Source organism: Microvirga pudoricolor (assembly GCF_016892705.1).
GTDB lineage: Bacteria > Pseudomonadota > Alphaproteobacteria > Rhizobiales > Beijerinckiaceae > Microvirga > Microvirga pudoricolor.
On record NZ_JAFEMB010000001.1, the window covers coordinates 1,781,755 to 1,805,316 of the forward strand.

The 23,562-nt window shown below is 57.0% G+C and carries 17 protein-coding genes and 1 pseudogene; 7 read left to right on the plus strand and 11 right to left on the minus strand.

The window, feature by feature from the left end:
• Nucleotides 1-158: 158 nt before the first annotated feature.
• From ILT42_RS08395 to ILT42_RS08405, 3 genes are all read right to left on the minus strand, one after another.
• Nucleotides 159-1,511, minus strand: coding sequence for a tyrosine-type recombinase/integrase (locus ILT42_RS08395; RefSeq protein ID WP_204214981.1), 1,353 nt, complete (start codon nucleotides 1,509-1,511; stop codon nucleotides 159-161).
• A gap of 469 nt (nucleotides 1,512-1,980) precedes the next feature.
• Nucleotides 1,981-2,358 carry a hypothetical protein gene (locus ILT42_RS08400; protein ID WP_204214982.1) on the minus strand — a complete coding sequence of 126 codons (378 nt, stop codon included), beginning with the start codon at nucleotides 2,356-2,358 and terminating at the stop codon, nucleotides 1,981-1,983.
• A gap of 169 nt (nucleotides 2,359-2,527) precedes the next feature.
• Nucleotides 2,528-3,223: a hypothetical protein gene (locus ILT42_RS08405; RefSeq protein WP_204214983.1), complete on the minus strand. Its 696-nt coding sequence runs from the start codon at nucleotides 3,221-3,223 to the stop codon at nucleotides 2,528-2,530.
• 1,623 nt (nucleotides 3,224-4,846) lie between these two features.
• Between ILT42_RS08405 and ILT42_RS08410 the strand changes: the two genes are divergently transcribed.
• Nucleotides 4,847-5,176, plus strand: a complete 330-nt coding sequence (locus tag ILT42_RS08410) for a hypothetical protein (protein ID WP_204214984.1) — start codon at nucleotides 4,847-4,849, stop codon at nucleotides 5,174-5,176.
• Between the two features lie 328 nt (nucleotides 5,177-5,504).
• Complete coding sequence (locus ILT42_RS08415) at nucleotides 5,505-7,160, plus strand: FG-GAP-like repeat-containing protein (RefSeq protein ID WP_204214985.1); 1,656 nt, start codon at nucleotides 5,505-5,507, stop codon at nucleotides 7,158-7,160.
• Nucleotides 7,161-7,424: 264 nt separating this feature from the next.
• On the opposite strand, the gene ILT42_RS08420 is transcribed toward ILT42_RS08415, so the two are convergent.
• The gene (locus tag ILT42_RS08420) at nucleotides 7,425-8,048 is read right to left on the minus strand and encodes a recombinase family protein (protein ID WP_204214986.1); all 624 of its coding nucleotides are present in this window, start codon (nucleotides 8,046-8,048) and stop codon (nucleotides 7,425-7,427) included.
• Nucleotides 8,049-8,374: 326 nt separating this feature from the next.
• Between ILT42_RS08420 and ILT42_RS08425 the strand changes: the two genes are divergently transcribed.
• From ILT42_RS08425 to ILT42_RS08435, 3 genes are all read left to right on the plus strand, one after another.
• Nucleotides 8,375-9,433 carry a Shedu anti-phage system protein SduA domain-containing protein gene (locus ILT42_RS08425; RefSeq protein ID WP_204214987.1) on the plus strand — a complete coding sequence of 353 codons (1,059 nt, stop codon included), beginning with the start codon at nucleotides 8,375-8,377 and terminating at the stop codon, nucleotides 9,431-9,433.
• A gap of 92 nt (nucleotides 9,434-9,525) precedes the next feature.
• Nucleotides 9,526-12,771, plus strand: coding sequence for an Eco57I restriction-modification methylase domain-containing protein (locus ILT42_RS08430; RefSeq protein ID WP_204214988.1), 3,246 nt, complete (start codon nucleotides 9,526-9,528; stop codon nucleotides 12,769-12,771).
• 720 nt (nucleotides 12,772-13,491) lie between these two features.
• Nucleotides 13,492-14,325 (plus strand): reverse transcriptase domain-containing protein, encoded by an 834-nt coding sequence (locus ILT42_RS08435; RefSeq protein WP_204214989.1) that lies wholly within the window; start codon nucleotides 13,492-13,494, stop codon nucleotides 14,323-14,325.
• A 77-nt stretch (nucleotides 14,326-14,402) separates the two neighbouring features.
• On the opposite strand, the gene ILT42_RS08440 is transcribed toward ILT42_RS08435, so the two are convergent.
• Entirely contained in the window at nucleotides 14,403-14,960 is a 558-nt protein-coding gene (locus ILT42_RS08440) for a hypothetical protein (protein WP_204214990.1), read from the minus strand.
• 475 nt (nucleotides 14,961-15,435) lie between these two features.
• Here ILT42_RS08440 and ILT42_RS23270 point away from each other — a divergent pair.
• A pseudogene (locus tag ILT42_RS23270) lies at nucleotides 15,436-16,350 on the plus strand (site-specific integrase); the annotation flags it as partial.
• A 372-nt stretch (nucleotides 16,351-16,722) separates the two neighbouring features.
• Here ILT42_RS23270 and ILT42_RS08450 read toward each other — a convergent pair.
• The 6 genes from ILT42_RS08450 to ILT42_RS08475 all read right to left on the minus strand — a co-directional run bounded on the left by ILT42_RS08450 (nucleotide 16,723) and on the right by ILT42_RS08475 (nucleotide 22,111).
• Entirely contained in the window at nucleotides 16,723-17,109 is a 387-nt protein-coding gene (locus ILT42_RS08450; protein WP_204214991.1) for a cupin domain-containing protein, read from the minus strand.
• Nucleotides 17,110-17,148: 39 nt separating this feature from the next.
• The gene (locus tag ILT42_RS08455) at nucleotides 17,149-18,231 is read right to left on the minus strand and encodes an ABC transporter substrate-binding protein (protein ID WP_204214992.1); all 1,083 of its coding nucleotides are present in this window, start codon (nucleotides 18,229-18,231) and stop codon (nucleotides 17,149-17,151) included.
• Nucleotides 18,232-18,346: 115 nt separating this feature from the next.
• On the minus strand, nucleotides 18,347-18,865 hold the full coding sequence (locus ILT42_RS08460; RefSeq protein ID WP_204214993.1) for an enoyl-CoA hydratase-related protein: 519 nt from the start codon (nucleotides 18,863-18,865) through the stop codon (nucleotides 18,347-18,349).
• The gene (locus ILT42_RS08465) at nucleotides 18,811-20,058 is read right to left on the minus strand and encodes a CaiB/BaiF CoA transferase family protein (protein WP_204214994.1); all 1,248 of its coding nucleotides are present in this window, start codon (nucleotides 20,056-20,058) and stop codon (nucleotides 18,811-18,813) included. The genes ILT42_RS08460 and ILT42_RS08465 overlap by 55 nt, the downstream gene beginning before the upstream one ends.
• Before the next feature lie 222 nt (nucleotides 20,059-20,280).
• Nucleotides 20,281-20,973, minus strand: coding sequence for a GntR family transcriptional regulator (locus ILT42_RS08470; RefSeq protein ID WP_204214995.1), 693 nt, complete (start codon nucleotides 20,971-20,973; stop codon nucleotides 20,281-20,283).
• 235 nt (nucleotides 20,974-21,208) lie between these two features.
• Complete coding sequence (locus ILT42_RS08475; protein WP_204214996.1) at nucleotides 21,209-22,111, minus strand: LysR family transcriptional regulator; 903 nt, start codon at nucleotides 22,109-22,111, stop codon at nucleotides 21,209-21,211.
• A 270-nt stretch (nucleotides 22,112-22,381) separates the two neighbouring features.
• Here ILT42_RS08475 and ILT42_RS08480 point away from each other — a divergent pair, with 270 nt between their 5' ends.
• The gene (locus ILT42_RS08480) at nucleotides 22,382-23,551 is read left to right on the plus strand and encodes a M20 aminoacylase family protein (RefSeq protein ID WP_204214997.1); all 1,170 of its coding nucleotides are present in this window, start codon (nucleotides 22,382-22,384) and stop codon (nucleotides 23,549-23,551) included.
• Nucleotides 23,552-23,562 lie beyond the last annotated feature (11 nt).

Below are 23,562 nucleotides of genomic sequence, written 5' to 3' on the forward strand. Positions count from 1 at the left end.
TCGAGAGAGTTGGTATTTCAATAACTTAGCTTACCAAATAGCTCTTGATCAAAAACCTGGGGTGAAAACCTGGGGGACTTTGGGCCGCTTCTGTTCCTCCAAGAAGGCACAAAAAAGCCGCCCATGGGCGGCTCTTGATAAGAGGGTGAGGATAAATCTCACGCGACTTCTGCCCCCAAGTCGGCAGGCTTGATGTCAGACCGGAAATCAGTCTCGTTTTGCGCGCGCCATACCAGATACCTCTGGTAACCTTGTTCAGACGCAACGCTCCGCATATAGTCGCGACCGTACCGGTCGATTTCCTTGGGAGTACGGTGGCCAGTGATGGCCATGATCTGATGGACGGAAAGACCCATCATGATCAGACGGCAGACCCCAGCCTTCCGAAGGCCATGAAGTGAAAACCGCCTTTTCATGCCGGTCTTCAACATCAGCTTCTTGATCGCATCCTGCATCATATTGCCAAGACTACCTTCGGCGTATGGCCGATCTGGCTGGGATAGGTTGCCTTTGTCATGCACGAGGTAAAACGTCTCGCCCAGGATGCCTGCCTCCTTCGCGGCTTCAAGCGAGTCGCGAAGTTCTGGAAACTGCGGCACGTAGGCAGTTACTGGCTTCTTATTGCGAAGTTTGTGCTGAACGAACGAGAGCCGGTCATTGCCGGATCGATCCTTTTCAAGCACAGGGTGGCCTAGCCGGGGCAGATCAGCGCGTCTTTGCGTCGTGTAGTAGGCGAGATCGAACAAAAGCCGTTCCTTGGTCCCGAGCTTAAACTCGCTTTGGAAGAGAGCAATCTCTTCCAAGCTCGGGGTCCGGTGGCCGTCCTCATTCTCGGGATCGAATGTCTTAATATCGCGAGCCCAGTTCCGCCCACCCACAAGCCGAGTATGATTATGAACCAAATAAGATAGGACTCCACTGATAAATTTGTGGCGAGTATTTGCCGCCGAAAAGTTGGTTTGGACCTCGCGCTCTTCTCCTGTGATCTCATCGCGCACTGTTTTCCACTTGAGCTTCCGCTTCATGAGGATCAGCACCGACTCGCCGTTGAAGTCGGAAAGCGGACAATCCCCATACCGCAGGTGTGTGAATCTGGCATGAGGCTCGTCCCAGGTGCTCTCCAAGACGTTCCTACGATTGCGTTTATCGCGGTTGGACATCGCACGATAGGTCGGATCGTTGGCGAAGTAGTCCTGGCACGCCCAACGCCATGTAGCGGGCGCAGCCTTCAACACTTGCGGATTCTCGGCCTTGACCGAGCGGACCTGAAAGGGTTGTCCCTGTTTGGCCGCCAGGAGTTCAGTGTCGAACTCAATGGATGGGTAGGGAGCGCGAATTCGGACTTTTCCTTTTCCAGGGGGCTCGTAGTAAATCACGACCTTGCCCCACTCAGTCGCATACGCATTTGTGTACATATGCGAACCAAGCTTCTTATTGAGCTTTTCAGCCTCCAGCTTCGCCTGCTTGTAGCGTGTCGTCTTGGTCTTCGGATCGAGTTTCGGTCGTGCCATTATGCTGCCCTCTGATCCGCCCATGGGTTGTGGATGCTTTGAGTGCCAGCAGTCTGATTGCGGCGCGGCAATCGGTCAAAACACTCATCAAGCTCGTAGACGCACCATACCCTACGACCGTCAATTTCGAAGGGTTGGGGCATTCTTCCGTCCGCAACCATCTGCTCGAACTTCGTTTCGCCTACCCCAATGTGGGCGGCAGCTTTCTGGCGAGAAAAACCCCGAGGGGAGTAAACACGGGAGGTGTTCATTTGTGCTTCATCGGAGCGCACCGGGTCCACGCTCCTTATTCTAAACTCCCGGTGACCGCCTCAGCGGACGGCGCGTTTGGACAGGTGGTAATCCGCTCTTCCGGTCAAATCTGAAAAGAATCGACAGGAAATACCGAGTTATTGGGCAGCTTACCCCTGTGGGAAGTCTGCGGACCGAAATCCGCAGAATGAAGGCTTACGTACGACCTCAGCGGGCGTCAGGCCGCACGTTGGGCATGCCACTGAGCTTGGAGTTCCACCGCCAAGCAGGCGAGTTCATAATCCTGGCGCTCCTGCTCTTCTCGCAGGAATTGCACCCACTCGCTCGCAAGCAGAACGCTGACTCCGAACCTGAGCTTGAAATGCACTTGTTCGGCTGGGGTGTAAGCATAGATCAGATAGCCTCCGAAAGAGTGGTCGTATTTGAAGGCCAAGCCGTGGGTTCGGCAAAATTTCCGTACCTCACCTGACTTGAATCGAGGACCACACTCATAACTCCAATTAGTGTCTTGGTGTGAGGTCCACAGTTGAAATGATTGCTCGCCGTTGCCTGATGAGCGTTCAAGGACAGAAATATTAGTAATAACTTGTGTCATAATTGAATGAATCTTGATAATTATAAGGATGTACCCTGAAGTACATGATTAAGGTTGCTAGGTAGGTCGCAAAAAGGCAGAAACTCTAATCTGCATATCATGAATGCACATTTGTGATATCTGAGGCTTGAGTGGCTATCTTGCTCGACGTTTATAGCATCGATCAGAATTAGAACGGGCTGCCGTTTATGAATGCGCGAATTTGTGGATCGATCTGAGGAGGGTTCAGGGGATGGAGATGGTCCTGTTGAGACATCCAATTCGCCTCCTTCTCCCTCGCCTCTCGCTGCCAGTTCAACAGTGCCTGACCCTTGAGAATCGCTGCATGGGTTGGTGTTCCTGATTTGCGGCGCACGCCAGCCTTTTTCGTCGGCTTCATGCCTTCAAGTTCAACATGTGCACCGTCGTTGTAGACAAACCCGCTGAACACCCCACCCTCGGTCCGAGCAATGAAGACAAATTGGCCAACGAAATATTGGGTGCCTGGAGGACTCGATACGTGACCCATCTTCACCAGTTCAAAGTGGCCGCTCTGTTGCATCTTCATCGCTTCGGTCGAAACATCCGAATAGACAGAAAGCATTTCAGCATCCATCCCATTAGCCTCGTGCTTCTTTTTGGCCCAGGTCAGGACCGTTTTTGGGTCAACCAGTTGAACAACCCGCCACCATTCCGGTTTCTTCAGGTCGATGTTCCATCCGGAAGTCCAGGCAAACAGCTTCAGGGCGAAGTCGCTCTTGCCTTTGACCCGAGCGGCCACAGACCGATTATCGAAGAACTGAGCCTGAAGCACAGTGATCGAGTCCATGACGGGCAAACGAGCCCACGATGCGTCTTTGGATGAATTGATCAATTTCTTTGACATATAAAATACCCTAAGTACAAAGCAGAACAGTTGTTCTTGTTACACATAAATCGTACAATTTTTGAATGTCTAAAGTCGATATTTTTTTATTGTTTCTCATTAGTATGATCGAGAGATAGATATACTAATATTTACTAATGAGAAACTGAGCTTAAGCTCGTTTCTTCGGCCTTTCAGCCCGTATCTAATATCGCTTTCGCTATCTATCTCCTTCCAGTCGATACAAAATCTAATAGGTCAGCCGCTCCGCACCTGCCCCTGACGGCACTCGCCAGGGCTCATGCGTCAATTCAACAGACGACGGGCTGTTAGCCACCGCGTCTTCGATTGACGGAAAGAGATCAAAGGAGCGAATTCGCTTCCGCTCGGCTGCGCCTCGTCAGGCCCAAAGGACAGGACCAAGTCGAGAGGAAGCCATCCCGTACATTGACAACGTCGAGACATGACGCCGCCCAAGGCCCCAACGCCCATTCGCGATGGGTATCTGGACCCTGGTTCTCCGACCAACTCAAACCATCGCGGTGGATCGAGCGGCATCAGCCTCAGCAGATCGCTCCGGGTCTTGGCCAGGATGACGATCTTCACTCGCCTATGGTCCTTAAGCCGATACTCGATCAGGCTATCCGGCATCATCTCGGCAAGCATCGAGACGATCTGCAACATCACTGCACGGCAGTGAGAGAGCAGGCACGTGATTTCCGCAGAATGGTGCAGCCTCCTATCCCCGGCGTGGGTGCAGACCTTGTGGAACTCAGTAATTTGACAGGCAGCGCTCACAGCGATCTCCTAAAGCAATGGCAGGAGATATCCATCGCAGTGGAGAGTTGTAAAGAGAAAATTTCACCTCATGTCAAAGTATTAAAATAGTAATACGAAAAAACTATACGTTGTGTTAGTGAGCTTAAATCAATTAATAATAAAATCGTAACCGAAAATATTATTTGGCAGACATATGTGTTATTAGAGACCGCATAAATACGTCCAGTGCGCCACACATGCCGATCCGCCCATCGCTGTAACCAGACTGTCTGCGAAACCTGCTGCTGGCGGTATTGTGGCCGCGTGGCTCGCCAAATCCTCCGAGTGAAAGCTGGCGAGGTGTGCCGGTTCGAATTTGCGGTTCCTGGCATGACACAGGACAGCTTCAGATCGTGGCGGATAACAACCCGCAACTTCATCGACTATCGGCGCAGAAAGTGTCCCCTGTGGAAGTCAGTCGGCCTTTACGCTTGGCTGACCCAGGATGGCACCATACGAGGTGTCATCAATCTCGGCTCACTCGCTTCAACAGAAATTCTCGCTGGTTTCAGTTCGCGGTGGCCGACCATCATCGAGCCTATCGAGCCGAACAGGTTGCGTGCAGAGCTTTACGCCATTGCCCATCCATCCGTGATCTCGACCGATCCCAACTTCCGTGGTCGTTATCAGGCCATAAAATTGGCAGTTCGACCTAGCCGGAGAGGTCGAGTGATTAGGGAGAGGCCGGGTTGCTCGTCGTTCGACTGTTCGCGCGAGCCAATGCCGGTGCTGGTTTAGATAAATACCATGCGAATTCTACCCCTGGTGTGGGCCAGCGCCATAATCCCGTGGGTCAAAGAAAAACAATAAGAGGAGCCCGCACCAATGTGTGAAACAGTCTCAGCGATCTATCCGATCTCGCTTGACCAAGCCTTTGAAGCCGCTGAGTGCATGAACCTGTCAGGGCTGGAGACCACTATCGAGGTGTCACCTTTCAGCGGGTATTTCTGTTCCAACTTAAGTTCAGCGACCATGTTCATGCTCCGATTTGATGCACAGAGATGGCCCGCTGATGATCCGGACGTGTTCTTGATGATTACAGCGAGCCCTGAAGTGAATGAGGCTTGGTATGACGACCTCAAGATTCAGATGGTGGCAGTCGAGTTCGGAAGCCTGAACGATCTCCGTCGCTTCGAAATGGCACTGTGGACCTAAGTGATGAGATTGTATGAAATCGACACGGCAGGAGATATCCTCCGCTCCCTCCAGCGTTCCACCCTGACCGGCATATGCCGGTCAGAACTGCTCCAGGCGCTATACGGTGACCCTGAGCCTTCTGAAACAGAGAAGTTGGAGGCTGACAGACTTCGGGCAGAGGTGGCGTTGAAGCTGGCCGATGCCGCTAAAAAGAATGCGGAGGCCGAGAAGGCACGAGCGATGGCACGAGCCGTTCGGGCGTCAAATCACCTAAAAGCATAGTGGCTTTCCCGAGGCGGAAAACAGTAAGACAGATGCCAATCCGCTCGTCTCAGTAGAGCGAGTGATGGGGGCAGCAGTGGCTTACAGAACCAAAACCTATAAAATCTCCTACACCGGGTCGATCCTCTCCTATGGCATTGGTGATTTCAATCGCGATGGACGGCTGGATTTCGCCTTTGGCGGTCCTGAAACGCCGTTTAAGAACGTCACCCGCCCCTTCGAGATCATTTCGGTCACGTCTTCCGGGTCCGTTCTCGATTCGACCAAAATCATGAAATCGGTTCCCAAGGCTGTCCACGCTCGTGAGATGTTTGTGGGCGATCTCAACGGCGATGGCGTCGATGACTTCTTCTCCGCCAATCACGGCTACGATACCCGCTCCGCGCCGGGCGAGCGCAACACCCTGATGCTATCCTCTGGCGACAAGCTCGTGAACGCCTCCGGCAATCTCCCGGCTCGCAACGAGTTCTCGCACCACGTCGGGGGCGGCGACATCGACAATGATGGCGACATCGACCTGTTCACGGGCGGCTCGAACTGGGAGGAATTTGGCCCCTATTTTCTGATCAATGATGGCCGGGGTGGGTTTACACAGCGTGATGAGGGTATTCCCGACCGAATTGGGAAGGGGTACAATGACGCCTCGAATTCGGTCTATTCGAGCTTGCTCACCGACATCAATGGCGATGGCTTCCTCGATCTGGTCGCTGGATTCACCAACGACGCCTCGACGGCAGGCGTTACCTACCTCAATAACGGCAAGGGCACTTTCCTGCCGGAGACCGAAGCCGCCCTTCCCCGTGGGGTCTTTGGGGCCAAAAAGACGTTCGTGACCGATATCATTAGCGTCGATATCAACCGCGACGGCTCCAACGATCTTGTGTTGGCGACGGCATCGGAATCGCACGGGGGCCAGAAACTGCAAATCCTGATCAACGACCGGACCGGCCATTTCCGCGACGAAACCAAGGCCCGGATCAAGCAGGATGGCAAGGGGCAATGGGATCAGACCATCCAAGCCGCTGATATCGACAACGATGGCGACATGGACTTGATCGCTCAGGCTGACCTTGGCACGCCGACGACCCAGACGATGATCTGGATCAATTCGAGCGGTAAGTTCAAACCGGCCCCGGCGTCGATGCTCAAGGATTTCCAGGGCACAATCATCGCCTTGGATTTCAATAAAGATGGGCGCATGGATTTCATGTCTTACCAGCAGGGTGGCAAGGCAAACGGCTGGATTGGCACCGACAAGTGGACTTTCAAAACCCACCTGAACACGTCTACCAAGGCCGCCTATCTCTGGGGTACAGCCTACAAAGATAACCTGAAAGGCGACAGCGGCAACAACAAGCTCGTGGGTGGCGGTGGCAACGACATACTGACTGGCGGCAAGGGTAAGGATGCTTTCGTGTTCGATGCGCTGCTCAAGCGCAACGCGGACACGATCAAGGATTTCAGCGTGAAGGACGATTCGATCTGGCTGGAGAACGCGATCTTCCAAGGCGTCGGGTGGGGCACCCCCGCCAATCCCCGCCTGATGGCCGCTGACCAGTTCAAGCTCTACGGTGACGAAGGGGACGCCAAGATCATCTACAACAAGGCCAGCGGTGGCCTGTTCTATGACGCCGATGGGTCGGGCGACGGCGGGATGATCAAGTTCGCCCAGGTGGCCAAGAACCTGAAACTCACCGCAGCAGATTTCTACGTTATCTGAGCCCATATCCGAGCGAGGGCTGTTCCTGATAGAAAGCGACAGCCCTTCCTATTCCTCCAAGTTGGCGATCCTAGCGCCACCGAAGCTCGACGAGTTCAACCTCTCCATATTTCCGGCGAAGTTCTTGAACGACGAGAAATTCGGATGCGTGAAGCACGCGCACGGACGTGGAACTGATCGTCCAGGCCCTGCTGGCCTCTGATCTCTTGTATCTGAAACGAACCCACGCCATCGGTCTCATCGACATTCTTTTATCCTCCCGAATTACGCAGGAACCGCGCTGAACCGCTTGGCAATCTTCGCAATGGTGGCACGACTACACCCAGTCGCGGCCTGGATTTGGGTCCATGAGGAACCAGCCTGGAGCATCGAGGCAATGCCATTGTTGCGCGCGGTGTTTTCCTTACGCCCCCGATAAAGTCCCTGAGCCATTGCTTTTTCCCGACCCTGTTGGGTTCGGCGCTTTCGGTCCTCGTAGTCCTTACGGGCGATAGCAGCGAGCATGTCCAGCATCATCCCGTTGATGGCGTCGAACATCCGAGCGGTGAAATCATCTGCCTTGGTGTTCAGCATCATCCATGAGGTTGGAAGGTCCAGGGCTACGATCCGCACCTGACGAGCAGCAAGCTCGGTCTTTAGCCTCTCCCAATCGGTAGCGTTGAGGCGTGAGAGGCGATCCACGGCCTCTAAGAGACAAATATCGTTAGGGCGGGCGTCGGATAGTAGCCGAAACAGTTCGGGGCGGGCGAGCTTCGCACCACTTTCATTTTCAATATATGTGGCTGCGATGGTCAGCCCACGCTCCGCAGCGAAGGCTTCGACTTGCTCGCGTGCGCGGGTGGCGTCTTGTTGGTTCGTAGATGCGCGCAGATAAGCCCGGATGAACATCAAAACCTCAATCGGTTTAATTAGGATGGTTCATATATATCCGGTTCAATTTGAACGGTCAAGCTTCCGGAAACTGAACCAGTTCCAGTCTGGTTCATCTCGGCATGTCCAATCTGAACCAAGTTATAAAGAACCAGCATCCTCACATTGACCGGGGAGTTTCTCGGACATTCTTGCGCCTGCTGACTTCAACTGATCCGCACGGGAAGGCTTGCAGCCTTTTCTGCCCTTCTCCGGCATACCTATGTGGACAAGCCAGAGCAGCAGTAACGCACTGCGACCCTCTCATTGTACAAATACGAATCGCTACAGCACGGGAACGCTCGATGAAGGTCAGGGTCAATAGGTATGACCGCGAGGAGAGGCCAAATCTCCAAAGCACTACAACAGCGGTGTTGAAAGATGGTCCAAGAGTGCGACGTGTGGTCAAGCACACAGTTATTCTCGACGAACATACTGGCGAATTTCACCACGACGCTCTCACCATTAAGAGCTATGAATTAAATAAGACGACTTGCACATTGGACCCCGCTAGATCGATTCATCTCGATGGGGAGCAGACACAAAAACTCATAGATTTCGTTGTTGCTGCTCGCAGTGGGGCGGTTCCCGAAAAGGCAGGAGGATATCTTGTTCTCCCCGCAACTAAGGCGAATGATACGCACGTCCTTAGTGCAATTCAAGGTATGGCGGAGGAGGCCGCTGCGGAGGCATTGGCTCTACTCCTTCGGCAGGGCGCCGAGCACCCAGAACGACTGCGGGCTGTGTTGGAGCGCGTTGCAAAAGACGGTGACGAATTTCTTGCAAAGGCCGCTGCGGCCATAAATTTAGCCGTTTACAAACGGGCTGTGGCGGAACTCGAACGGTTGATCGAAGATACTCAGGTACGAGAACATGACCTCCAGCGGTTATTGACTGAGAACCCCTGGATGTTCGGTAGTGAATACAGTCGCCTTTCGAAGTCACGGCGCCTGACACGCGATGAGCAGCAGGATTTTCTGCTGACCCGTACTACAGATGGTTACTTGGAAGTTGTCGAAATCAAGACTCCTCTCGCAGGTGCGGACCTGTTTGCGTATGATAAAGATCATAAAACCTTCTATAAAAAAGCCGATCTATCTAAGGTAATTGCTCAAGTTGAGAACTATCTAGAGAAGCTCGACCGCAGGCGCGATACGATCCTGGCCGATGATGGCCTCGACCCAAACAAGGTACGTGCCAAAATCGTGATCGGACGGGACGGTGACGACGATCAAACGAAGGCGCTTCGGAGAACCAATGGCCACCTATCTCGCATCGAGGTAATAACCTTCGATGGGCTTCTTCGAATTGCACAGCAGGTACTTTCCTACCTCGAAAATCCAGATGAAACTGAAACTCCCTGAAATCTTCCGCTGGGCAAAGCGGGAACTACAAAGTCAGAGTTGAAGATTTCCCCTCGCTGCCTGGAAATGGCTTCCTCAAAACGTACGTGCTCATGTCAAGAAAAGTATCTTCTGCTCAGTCGCTGTTCAACCAGAAGACCCTGGATCAGGCGCTCAAAGGGACTGATTTCACAGCTACTCACGATCAACTTCAGGCCGCTGCCGAATGGGTAAGCCGCGCCCGTAACCCGTCATTCATACGGGAGAAGGAAAGGGCGCTCCAGGGACTCTTCAAGCATGAGATTGTCGAACGGGTGCTCGGCTACCGTCCATATCGAGCAGATGGACCATATAATCTGGCTCAGGAGGAGGCCGCAGGTGCCGGTTCCGTAGACCTTGCGCTTGGCGAGTTCACATCTACGTCGCGTCGAGTGCTTGCACCATTCGAACTGAAGGGGCCGAAAACCCGTGATCTTGACGCTATAATGCCGGGTCGAGCCAAGAGTCCAGTTCAACAAGCTTGGGACTATGCGCTTGATCTTGTAGGTTCCAAGTGGGTTCTCGTTTCGAACCTCGTCGAGCTTCGCCTGTACGCATTCGGGCATGGGCGAAATTCTTATGAATCCTTTGCTCTTGACCGCCTCGATGATCCAGAGGAACTAAAGCGCCTGTGGCTGCTCATTGGAGCAGAAAACCTCCTGTCAGGACGTACGGCTGCGCTCCTAGAGCGCAGCCAGAATGCCGACAAGGAAATTACCGACAGCCTTTACGCAGACTACAAGGCACTCCGTGATCGGCTCATTGATACCCTCGACGAGGACCATCGCCACCTTGGCCGACTGAAAGCGATTGACTATGCCCAGACTATCCTCGACCGACTGCTGTTCATGGCATTCGCCGAGGACAATGACCTTATTCCACAGGATACGATCCGCAACGCACTTGCTCAACGGAATGACTACGTTGAGATCAGGCTCTGGGATATTTTCAAAGGTCTGTTCGCTGCCATTGATAAGGGCAAAAAGCGCAAACGCAACGGCGTCGAGGAGATAGTTATCCACGCCTACAATGGTGGGCTCTTCGCGCCAAACCCGGAACTCGACGCCCTTGTAGTGCCTGATGACCTCTGCCAGGAGTTCGAACGGCTCGCGCAGTATGATTTCAAGCGCGATGTTTCTGTAGAGGTCTTGGGCCACGTATTCGAGCAGTCGATCACGGATATAGAGGCCATGCAGGCGATTGCTCGTGGTGAGGAGGCGCCAGTCGCCACGAAACGGAAGCGAGAGGGAGTCGTCTACACACCAAATTTCGTAACACGCTTCATCGCAGAGCAAACCATTGGCCGCACGCTGGAGGAGCGGTTCTTTGAGCTTCTACCGACGTATTCGAAAGGTAAGAGGTTACCCGAGCCGGGTCAGGAGATTGCCTGGAGAAGTGCAAAAGCCGAGCGTGAATTCTGGGAGGCATACAGAAGTGAACTACGAAGCCTCACCGTCATTGATCCCGCCTGTGGCTCAGGAGCTTTCCTGATTGCTGCCTTCGACTACCTTTCGGCAGAGTATAGGCGAGTCAATGATCGCCTTGCGGAAATTGGGCGGCGGGGATCGGATGCTACATTTGTGACGGGTACGCTTGGTTTGTTCGACCCAGATGCGGAAATCCTCGCTCACAATCTTTATGGGGTGGACGTAAATGCAGCATCGGTCGAAATCACAAAGCTATCGCTCTGGATCAAGACGGCGAAGCGGGGAAAGGTTCTCGACAGTCTGGAAGCAAATATCCGCGTAGGCAACAGTCTGATCGAGGACTCGGACTACCATCATAGGGCTTTCGTATGGCGGAAGGCTTTCCCTAGCATATTCGACCAGGGAGGTTTCGACGTCGTTCTCGGTAATCCTCCGTACGTTAGAATGGAGCTTATCAAAAGCATCAAGCCGTATCTGGAAGACCGTTTCGAAGTAGTGGCCGACCGCGCTGATCTCTACGCCTATTTTTTCGAGCAGGGCGTCCGAATTCTGAAACCCGGCAAAGGTCGCCTTGGCTATATTTCTTCGTCCACCTTCTTCCGGACTGGTTCGGGTCGGCCACTGCGGCGCTACCTCTCAGGAAAAACCGCCATTGAGGTTGTAGTTGATTTTGGAGACCTGCAACTCTTTGAGGGAGTAACAACTTACCCAGCGATTGTGACCCTACGTCGCCTCGTTGCGGGCGAGGGTGACCGTGGACAAGGAGACCTCCGGTTCATGGCAGCGCGAGATCGCTTGCCAGACGATCTCTCCACATTATTTCGGGCGAAGGCGAGATTGATGCCACGTGATCGCCTTGGAGAAGATGGATGGGCCTTCGAGGAGGCAGGGCAAGCCCTGCTTCGAGCCCGACTGCGCACAGGACGGAGGAGCCTTAAAGAGGTCTACGGTGCGCCCCTCTACGGCATCAAAACGGGCTTGAACGATGCGTTCATTGTAGATCGAGAAACGAGAGACCGTCTGGTTCAGGCCGACCCGAACGCCAATACGGTGTTGAAGCCCTTCCTGCGAGGGGAGAACATCAAGCGTTGGCGTGTCGAATCTGATGACCTGTTCTTGATCAATACGCCCAAGGGCAGGATTGATATAGACCAGTATCCATCAATACGTGCCCACCTGCTGCCATTCCAAGCTGCCTTGGATGCCCGCGCCACCAAACAAGAATGGTTTGAGTTGCAACAGGCGCAGTTCGCGTATCAAGCAAGATTTGCACAACCGAAGATAATTTACGGTCACTTCGCGGTTGATCGCATTTTTTCATTCGATGACCAGAGCCTGTTTCCCAACGACAAGGGCTATGCGATCCCAGGTGGAGACTATTTCCTGCTCGCTCTTTTGAACTCAAAGCTCGAATGGTTTCTTTTGAGCGGCCTCGCTCCCGCCGTGCGGGGCGGATACCATGAGATGAGAGTACAGTATGTCGAAGTTCTGCCCATCCCCGATGCTTCCGACAAAGATCGGCAGGAACTTGCGCGGTTGGCTGAAACCTGTCAGCGACTCGCAACTGAGCGTCTCCGCGCCCAAGCAGACGTTCGACGCCGTATCCCTGACCTCAAGCCAGCGGGGGCAGTGGCAAAGCTAACTGCGAAGCTGCACGAATGGTGGAAACTGGACTTCGCTTCGTTTCGTGCCGAAATCCGGAAGACCTTCCGGCAGGACATCCCGCTTGCCGAGCGGAATACCTGGGAGACGTATCTGAAAACAGAGGGTGACACTGTCAGGAGACTTACCGCCGAGATTGAACGTGCCGAGCGCAGCATTGATACTATTGTTTACAAGTTGTTTGGGCTTACGCGCCAAGAAATTGAAATTATCGAGGCGGGAGTTCGATAGAGCGAACTCGTGGTGCGTCTACGAGACCATTCGGTAGGAAGTCCAGAGCATGGTAGTCAGTAATCTCCAGATCGGTGATCTGAGCCTTGCGTTTGGGATCACACTGGTCTGGAGTACGTTTCCTATCCTAGGGCATGGGCTTCCTTGGGCAATGGAGAGCGATCCTGTCGATCAAATCGCATAGCTGAATGTCGGTTCCGTACCTCCCGGCCAAGCGAGCCAGCCGATACTGACCCTTCCGGTGAGGTCAGAGAGGACAATCGACACACACGATCACCCACGGAAATTCGGAGAGCCGTTCGACCATTGCCGTCCCGTCCTTTGGGAACGAAATGAGAACAATGGGCTGACGGTTCCGGGGGGGGCCGGACAAATACGCCCTAAAATTCCTAACTGAGGTAGGCGAGGCAGTTGAATTTGCTTCGCACGACAGCTAAATGATCATCGACTTCGGCGTTAGCTGCACCTCGCGCTGGCCTATAGCCTATGTACGACCTCGGGTCTGACCATGGGACGGGCTTCGGGAATTAACCTTCTCTCAGTTGACAACTCCATCGTGAAGATGAGTTGCAGATTGCCGAAGTCTAGCAATGGAGGGTTCGCCGATGACGAAAAATCAGAAGCGCCTTAACCTTGCTGTAGCAGTGATGACGGTGACGCATCTCATTCTTAAGAATGTGAATGCCCTCGTTGATCTGCTCAGCAAGGTTGTCAACTACAATGGCCCATACGTTCGAAAACTTCGCGCATTCGTACTGGAAAAACGGCAAGCCGATATTTGCGCCTAGTGAAAAGGGCGAGGAGTGGGGCCGAAAGATAAAGCGTCGGGTGGCGAAGCTTTTTAAGTTCGACCACTTTGTATATCACTTCAAAGACGGTTCCCACGTTAAGGCGCTACACAACCACCGTAAGAACACATACTTCTGCCGGGTGGATATTGAGCGGTTCTTTTACAGTATCCGTCGAAACCGGGTTAAGCGTGTTCTCCGTGATATTGGCGTCCGAAAAGCGGAAGAGTTCGCTAAGTGGTCAACGGTGAAAAACCCGTATGAGGGAGGCGGGTACGTTCTCCCCTATGGTTTCATTCAGTCCCCTATTCTCGCTACGCTGGTTCTCGTTTCATCTGCTGTCGGAGACTACCTGCGGAGTCTTAATGCAAATGTCATCACCGTATCGGTGTATATGGACGACATTTGCCTTTCATCGAACGATGAGGCCGCGTTGTGGGAGGCATTTGAAGGATTGAAGGAAGCAGTTGCAAAAGCGGGATTTACGTTAAAGGCCGACAAGACGCGCTCGCCCGCAAGAGTGATCGATATTTTCAACTGCAGCTTGGAGAATGGCACCACCGCAGTGCTGCCCGACCGCGTTACGGAGTTTTTCTCATTGCCTCGTACACCAGCGAGTGTCGAAGGCTTTGAAACATATGTTGATATCGTCAAGTCCCACACGTGGAGGGCAACTCGAAAGCAAAAGCGGCGGCGGTACTTTCGTCGCATGGCAAGACCCGCTCCAGCAGTAGCCGTGCCGCCTACGCGCTCGGGTGGGCCGTAAACATAGTTCAAAGTCTATTGCGGCCCTAGACAGCTTGCGCGTGGATAAAAAAGCCCCGGCGAACCGGGGCTTTTGGATTACGCTGCCTGCTTTGACTTAGCATCGTTGAGCAGGGCGATCACCTCGTCGCGGCTATAAGGCCGCGTGAGGTTAGCCTGCTTGAAACGCTCGGCCTCGTGCGGTTCGTGCCCCATACCGTGAAATGTCTCAACACTACCGTCGCCATAAGTGATCTGATAGTTCGCCCAACCCTTATGACCGGTGACGCCGAACTGAACGGAGACGAAGTTTTCCGGACCGAGCTTGTCGCCGTTAGCCAAAATCCCCTCGTAGTAGGAAGGATTGTCGTTCGGGATGCGCTCCGGGACGAACAGCCCGTTCGAGCCGATTTCATGGTTTCCCCAACCAGCATCCTGGGCCATCTGAATGAGCTTTTGCGCATGTTGTATGCTTGGGATGCGGGCCTGACCGCGCGCGGCCTGGAGCGTTCCGTCGTCGCGTTGCCAGATAAAGCGGAATCCGTCCTCCGGGTCGCCATCGGCGAAAAAGTATCGGCAACGCTGGAAGCACAGCCGGTTCTGACCGGGCTCTCCGTCTGTGACCGAATTGAAAATGTGGACGCGAGTCTGAGGCATGGGATTACTCCGCATGTGGGCGGCCTTGTGATCTCCCAGGAGAAGTCGCTCACCCGTGTTGCGGCGCTGAGCGCCGGACCACTGCGAAATTGCAGGGACCAGTCCAAGTTATGGCGTCCTACTGATCAGTTAAAGACTTACTGATAAGATTTTTAAGGGCTAATCAGCTTGATGGTGGTGCGGATAAGTCTGATCAGTCGCCGAAGTCACAGATAACCTCGTGCCTAAACGTAACCAGAAGCCCTACAAAAAGCTGGGGGAAGAGGTACGGAACCGAGCGGGCAAATACGAGCCAAAAGCCATCCCCCAGGTTTACCTAAGTGCTTGGACATGCTCGATCCTTCACGCCCTCTCCTGGGCACCATCTTTCTCAAAAGATGTGCTTCCGCAATAAGTTAAGCGATGACAAGGGTTTGAGGCGGGTCCGACTGTTCAACAGGACCGCTCAACGATGCCCCTTGCGATGCCTCGCCCCATGAAACGTTCCGGGTCTACTCTGCATCAATTTGTTCAGCGCATCCCAGCCGACGTAAAGTCGAAGGTTCGGGGGATGCAGCTTGCTATCCCGGTCGGGGACACTTTCGTAACGAAGAGCGTCTCAGCAAAGGCTGAGGACATTCGCGTGTCCCTCGGGACGCGAGACCCGCGAGAGGCTAGGGAGCGTCATGCGGCGGCTGTAGCTTACCTTGAAGGTGTGTGGCGAGCTGTTCGGGAGGGACCACGTCGCCTCACCCATAAGCAAGTCGTGGCCCTGGCTGGGGAGGTTTACCGCGACTTCACCAGCGCCATTGAGGATGATCCCGGAAGTCCAGAACTCTGGGCGAGCGTAACAATTGCGAACGTGCGGGCGGATCAGGGAAAATTCGGGCGGGCTGCTTTGAAGATCGGCTCAGAAGAACAGCTCCGGGCCGCGAGCATGGCGGAGCGATTTGGCCCGATAGCGGACACAACACTATCCAAGCATAGTCTGATTGTAGACGCCGATAGCCGAACCCGTTTGATCGAGCAGATCGGCGTGGCAATGCGGGAGGCTAGTGAGGGCCTGTTCTTCAATGCTCTTGGAGACTATGGACCCGACACGCGCACCGACCGCTTCCCAGAGCTAAAGCAACCGGAAGTGCCAAAGCCTGCCGCGCCGGTTAAGCAGCGGGCCGGACGGTTCACGCTAACGGACTTGCTGGAGAAAATGGCAGCCGAGCGGAGCTATGCGCCGAAAACGAAGGCGGAATGGGGTCGAAGCCTCAAGAGCCTTGTGACCCATGCGGGCGTTGATGACCCCGAACAAATCACTCCAGAAGCAATCATCGCTTGGACGGATGAATTGGTTGCGAAGGGCCTTAGCGCCAAGACGATCAATGATGTTCACCTCGCTGCTGTGAGGGCGCTATTCCGCTGGGCCAAAGGGAAGCGGCTTGTGTCCTCCAACCCAGCCGATGAGGCCCCGAAGGTGAGGCGGCGGGATGAAGGTGAGGGCAGGCGTGGGTTCACACTTGCCGAAGCCGAGAAAGTCCTAACGGCGGCGATCAGGGAAGAGAGCCCGGTACGCCGCTGGCTCCCATGGCTGATGGCATACTCAGGAGCGCGAGCGGGCGAGGTGGCCCAACTCCGACAACAGGACGTAAAGCAAGAGCCTGAAACTGGCCTATGGTTCATTGAAATCACCCCGACTGCGGGCCGCCTCAAAAATAAACCTTCTGCTCGCGTAGTGCCGCTTCACCCCCACTTGATCGACTTGGGTTTTGTCGAATGGGCACAAGGGCAGTCACGCGACCGTCTGTTCTACGAGGATCAGGGACGCTTCCTCGGTCTCCGACGCATTCGCGATCACGTGGATGGCTCCGGCCGGAACATAGACGAAATCGCCGCCCTCCAGGATCACCTCCTGCCGCTCGCTTGCATCGCTTCTGGCGTGCCAGAGCTTGATCTTGCCGTAGAGGATGTACCAGACCACGTCGTTCTCGGCGTGATAGTGCGTCGGGTTTGGACCGGCGCCTGGAACGAGAATGCTTCGTCCCATGGTGGCGTGCGGATTGTCGACGGTCTTGTCGCTGATGCCGAAGCCGATCCGCAGCGGCGGCTCGTAGCTGACGTCGGTTCCGATGCTGGCTTGGCGCACGACCGTAACGACCTGCTTTTCGAAGGGTACCATGTGTGTCTCCTGAGGGTTGCGAGTGGATCTATCGAGGCCTTACTTCAGGGCGCCCTTGCACTCCGAGACGCTCGCCGGCAGAGGCGGGAGATCGTCGAAGAGCTGGGGCTGGTCCTTGGCGACCTTGTCGAGGATGCTGCGCTCGGCGAACTCGCCGGCCGACTTGAATCCGGCGCCCTTGATCAGCCCCTCCTTGACCATGTCGTTTCCGGTTCTCAAAAGACCTTCGTCGGTGCACACGGAAATGCGAGGGTCCCAAGCCATTTGCTTGATGCCTTCGATGGCGTCCGTGATGTTCAGTCCGTCAAGGTGATACGTCGCGATCTTGGCGGTCTCCTCCGGATTCTTCCGGACGAATTGGGTGCCTTCCGCAAGGCCGATCGCAAACTTCTCAAGGAGGCTCTTGTTCTCGGCGATGTACTTTTCGTTGGCCAGGACGCCGATGACATCCGCGACAAGCCCCGGCGCGCCCCGGCTGACGGCGACGGAGTTCTCACCGAGTTCGCGCAGGCTCTGCGACAGATAGGGTTCCCACGGCACGGTTGCGTCGACCAGGCCCTGCGCCAGGGAGATCGGCATGTCGGGGACGGGGACGTTGACGACCTGAACCTGCTTGATGTCGAGGCCGTTCCGGGCCAGGTACTCGCGCAGGTAGACCTCCTGGGTGCTGCCCGCGAGGCTGCCGATCTTCTTGCCGACGAGTGACTTGGCTTCCTTCGAGACGCCGCGATCGGTCCTGCCGATGATGCCGCGCCCGCCCGCCACCGCGATGTAGGCGGCGTCGTTGTAGTAGGGGATCACGCCCTTGAGCATGTTGCCGCTGGCACGGGCGCTGGCAGTGGTGGTGCCCATGTTGGCGCCGCCGAGCTGGGCCTCGCCCGCATTTAGCGCCTGGGTGATCTCGCGGCCGCTGGCAACCAGCTTGAGCCGGACGTTGAGGCCTTGCTTGGCCCAGTACCCGTTTTCAACCGCCGCAAAGGCGGGAGCACTGAAGAGGTTGTTGCCCAAGACGAAGACGATGTCTTTCGCCGGGCCTTGCTGGGCATGAGCGGCAGGTGCCGCAAGTAGCGCAAACGATGCGGCGAGCGCCACCATGGCCTGCCGTGCGATCTGACGTGGCATAAGGATTCCTCCGTTGTATCCGACCTCTGGTCTGCCGCCTGGCTTGTCATTCGGGTCCTGCTCGGCCCGTGTGGCGGCTTCTCAATCGGCTTGGGGCGGCAAACCCGATCCGTGCTCAGCGTCCCTCCCACTGGGGTTGCGTCTTCGCCACGAAGGCTTCGACGCCGATGCGAAAGTCGCGGCTGCCGTAGCTTTCGGCGACAAGGTCGTCGCCTAAGGGGATCCCCGCATGGATCAGGCGGCGAATCGCCTCCTTGGCCGTGCGCATGGTGACCGGGGCGTGGCTGACCAGACGTTCGCAGATATCGCCGATCCGTCCGTCCAGGGCCTCCGCCGCCACGATCTCGGTCAGGAAGCCGCATGCCAGCGCCTCTTCGGCTCCGACGGGGTCCGCCATCAACAGCATCCTTTTGACCCGCGCGGCACCGAACCCGGCAACCAACCGCGCGTAATTCTCCGTCGAGAGACAATTGCCCAGGGTGCGCGCGATCGGGATTCCGAACCGTGAACCCGGTGTGGCGATCCTGAGATCGCAGACGCCCGCAATCGCCAGTCCGCCGCCGATGGCCCAACCCTCGATCACCGCGAGGGTCGGAACGGGGAGGGTCTCGACGGACGAGAGATAAACCTCCATGCGGCGTCAGCCCCTTCCGTCCGAGAGACCTCCAGCGCATCCGCCGGGAGACCGAGCTCGCGGAGAACTTCGCGGGTATGCTGCCCCAGCATCGGGGGCGGATAGCGCACCTCCTGCGGGGTTGCGCTGAGCTTCACCGGAAATCCGAGCGAGTTGATCGATCCCTCGGCCGGGTGATCGATCTGCATCACCATGTTTCTCTCCAGGGTGTGGTCCGCCGCGAGGGCCTGCGCGAAGTCGTTCACGGGCGCGGCCGGGATGCCGACGGCCAGGAGCCTGTCCACCCACTCCGCTGCGGGCCTCGTGCTGAAGATCGGCTGGACCTCGTCGATGAGTTCCTGACGGTGCTTCAACCGTCCGACGTTGTCGCCGAAGCGGGGGTCGTCCACCAGTTCGGGCCGGTCGATGACGTTGCAGAAGCTGATCCAGAGCTTTTGGTTCGCCGCACCGACCACGAAATATCCGTCGGACGCGCGGACGGCCTGATAAGGAGCACTCATGCGGTTTGCGGTGCCGAGCGGTTGAGGCGTGCGGCCTGTTCCCCAGTACTCCGTCACCTCCCAGATCGAGAGCGCGAGCGCGGTTTCGAACAGCGAGGCATCGACGTGCTGCCCGAGGCCTGTCTTTTCGCGGCCGATATAGGCGCTCAGGATTCCGTAGAGCGCCAGCATCCCCGATCCGAGGTCGGCGATCGGAACGCCGCATTTCACGGGTTCTCCGCCCGGTGAGCCGGTGGCGCTCAGAACGCCCGACATCGCCTGAGCGATGAGATCGAAGCCAGGGCGTTGCGACCATGGGCCCGTCTGTCCGAAGCCGGATATGCTGGCATAGATCAAACGGGGGTTGATCCTGCTGAGCGTCGCGTAATCGATCTTCAAGCGAGAGGTGACGCCCGGACGGTTGTTCTCGACGAGGATGTCGGCCGTCTCGACCAGCTTGTAGAATACGGCGCGCCCCGTCTCGCTCTTGAGGTCGATCTCGATGCTTCTCTTGTTGCGGTTGAGAGCCAGAAATCCGGGGCTGTCGTCACTCTGGAGACGAAAGCCCATCGCCCGACGCGTCTGGTCCCCTGTCCCCGGAGGTTCGACCTTGATGACATCGGCGCCCATGTCGCCGAGCAGCATGCAGCAGAAGGGTCCGGCCATGACCTGGCTGACGTCGAGCACGCGGATGCCGGAAAGAGGGAGCGTCATGCGATGACTCCGCTCTGCCGACGATGGGAGCGGATCGTCCTGGGCCTGAAGCGCAGGCAAGCTTTCGGGTTGACGCACTTGGGCATCTCGAACTCCCTCCAGAAATCATGATCCGGACATCGATGCCGTCCGGTTTGCTCCCAGGTCTTCCGCCCGGTTGTGTCTGCCACCCATGAAGACGGTGACGCGGCCTTCACGGTGGGAACCGCGCCGCCGCAACCGTCACAGTCGCGTGAGGCCGAACTGTTCGATGATCGCGATCATGCCGTCCGAGGCCTTCTCGCGATGATTCCGGTAGAGCTGACGGGCCAAGGTGGCGTCGCCCTTCAAGATCGCATTCACGACGTCGCGATGTTCCCGTGTCGAGTCGACCGGCTTGGGACGAAGCCGGAGCGTGAACATCCTGGCACGGTGAGACTGCTCCCAGATTCCCATCACCATCGTAGCAAGACGCTTGTTGCCGCAGAGTTCGACCAGCGAGAAATGGAAGCGCTCGTCCGCCCTTGCCCACGCCTTGAGATCGTCCCGCGACAGGGCTTCTTCCATGTCGTCGCAGGCTTGCATGAGCGGTGCGATTTCCGTCTCGGACGGCCGCCGCCTCGCCAGAAGATCCGTTGCCGTCAATTCGAGGCTGATCATGATTTCGTAGATCTCGCGCATATCCTTCGGCGAGAGCGGCAAAACCTTCATGCCATGCCGGGGAACCACCTGCACCAGACCCTCCTGCTCCAACCGCACGAGCGCCTCGCGGATCGGCGTGCGGGACAGACCCAAGTCATCGGCGAGCGCCTGTTCGAGAACGGCGATACCGGGCGCATAGTCGTTGTCGAGGATCCGCTGCTTGATCTTGGCGTAGGCGACCTGGGCGGATCGTTCCGGCGAACGGCTGGAAAGCGCTTCTGCTGCAGGTGCCACACGTCCCATCGACTTCATATGCGTTGTCGTATCCGTTATGTCTATTCGTTAACGTATACATTATTTTGAGGCCTGCAAGGAAAATTTCCGTGAACGCCCGGCTTAAGGCCCCACGAAGGGCAGCACGCCCTCGAAGACGGAACGAGATGCACCTGCGTCGCCTCAAGACACCGATATGTCATCCATGACGCCGTGACGACCCGATGGGCCGGAGGCGTCCTCAGAGGGAGATCTCTTAGAGGGAGATGTCTTCCAGGCCCGCGCGGACGAAGGCGTGGAACTCCGAGATGAAGGCCTCGGCCAGCAGGGAGGGCGGGCGCTGCTCGGACCGGATGGCCTCCAGCATGATGGGCGTTTCCGGCACGAACGGCCGCACGGCCACGTTCGGAAACATGCTGAAGAGAGCCGAATAGGGGTCGACGATCGAAATGCCGACCCCGGTATTCACCATCGCCCAGGCGTTGATGATCAGCCCGACCTCGATCGCGGGACGGAAGTTGATGCGGGCCTCCGCCAGGATACCGTTGACGATCGGGGCCAAGCCCTGGCTGCTCGTGTAGCTGACGAGAGGGTAGGGACCGATATCCTCCACCGAGATGGCGTCCCGTGCCGCCAGGGGATGATCCTTCGGCATGATGCAGATCAGGTTCCGCCGGACGATATCCTCGATCTTGATCGTCGGAAGTTCGGGTGTGAGAAAGCCGAAGCCCAGATCGGCGGCCCCCGTCGCGACCAACTCCATCACCTCCCGTCGCGAGTGCATCTGAAAGCGGATGCTGACGTCGTTTCGCCTGCTCAGGAAGGCGCCGACCGCGGACGGGAGCAGAGTGGTGCCGATCGCCGGGATGGAGACGATGTAGAGGGACCCGCTCCGGGCTTCCCGCAGCCCCTGGATGGTCCGCTTGACCCCGTCGACCCGGTCGAAGACGTGCTCGATCTGGTTGAACAGGATCCGCGCCTCCGGGGTCGGCTCCAGGCGTCCCCTGATGCGTTGGAACAGGCTGAAGCGCAAACGGTCCTCCGTATGACGCAGGACCCCGGTCACGGAGGGTTGCGAAATGTTCAGCATCTTGGCCGCGCCGGTCACCGTGCCCGACACCATGATGGCGTAGAAGACTTCCATCTGACGCAGGTTCATGAGCGGCGTTGCCTCGGATCCGGTCAAGGAGAGGGCAACAGATTGGCCAAATCCTCCCGGGAATGAAAGGCCGCAATTCAGCCAACACTGCCCGATCCGTGACCACTGGCGCCGACCGCTCCTTTCCTCATGCCGTCTCCGGGAGGTGCCCCGCAGGCCGGATCCATAGCTTCACGCTATCGGTCCGCGACATCTTCCGATTTGCGCGATTTGCAGGCGGCCTTGAAGATTTCCCATGCCCAGAGGCCTTGGGACATGGGAGCTCGCCCGTTGACACGTCACGCCTCCGACCCGCTGGCCGCCCAGATGACGGCGTGGCGGCATCACCTCCACGCGATCCCTGAAACCGCATTCGAGGAGTTCAAGACCTCCGACTATGTGGCGGGCCTCCTGGCCGGGTTCGGTCTCGAGGTCGAGCGAGGGATCGGCGGAACGGGGGTCGTCGGCACCCTGCACCGGGGCGGAAGCCGTACGATCGGCCTGCGCGCCGAACTCGATGCCCTCGACATCGAGGAGGTTCGAGACCTTCCCTACCGTTCCGTCCATCCGGGCAAGATGCACGCCTGCGGCCATGACGGCCACATGGCGATGCTGCTGGGAGCGGCCCGCCATCTGTCCGCCTCCGACATCTTCCGGGGGACCGTCCGGTTCATCTTTCAGCCGGCGGAAGAGAATGAAGGCGGGGGCCTGCGCATGATCGAGGACGGCCTGTTCGACCGGCTCCCGGTCGACGCCGTCTACGGCCTGCACAATTGGCCCGGCATCGACGTCGGCCGCCTGGCCGTCCGGTCCGGGCCCATCATGGCCGCGTCCGACATGTTCGAGATCACGGTTACGGGGCAGGGCACCCACGCCGGCATGCCGCACATGGGTTCGGACGCCATTGTGGCGGCCTCCGCCCTCGTGGCCGCGCTCCAGACCATCCCGAGCCGCCGGATTCAGCCGGCCGAGCCCAACGTCGTCAGCGTCACCCAGATCCACGGTGGGAACACCTGGAACGGCATCCCGGCCGACGTCGTCCTGCGGGGCACTGTGCGCTCCTTCGACCCGGGTGTCCGCGACGGCATCGAGGCCGCCATGACCCGGATCTCGGCCGGCATTTCCCAGACGTACGGGGTTGCGGTCGATGTGGAGTATGACCGTCGCTACCCTGCCACGGTGAACCATCCGGAGGCCGCCCGGAGCGTGGCCAAGCTGGCCGCGTGCGTGTTCGGGCCGGGCAACGTCGTCGAGGACGCCTTGCCGTCCATGGGGGCGGAGGATTTCTCCTACATGCTCCAGAAAAGGCCGGGCTGTTTCGTCTGGCTCGGCGCCGGACCCGCGTCGGACGGCCATGTCCTTCACAACGAGCGCTATGACTTCAACGACGGGCTGCTTCCGTTGGGCGCCCGGTTCTGGACCCGGCTCGTCGAGACCGAGTTACCGCGCGGGAGGCCATAGGCTTACCTTAT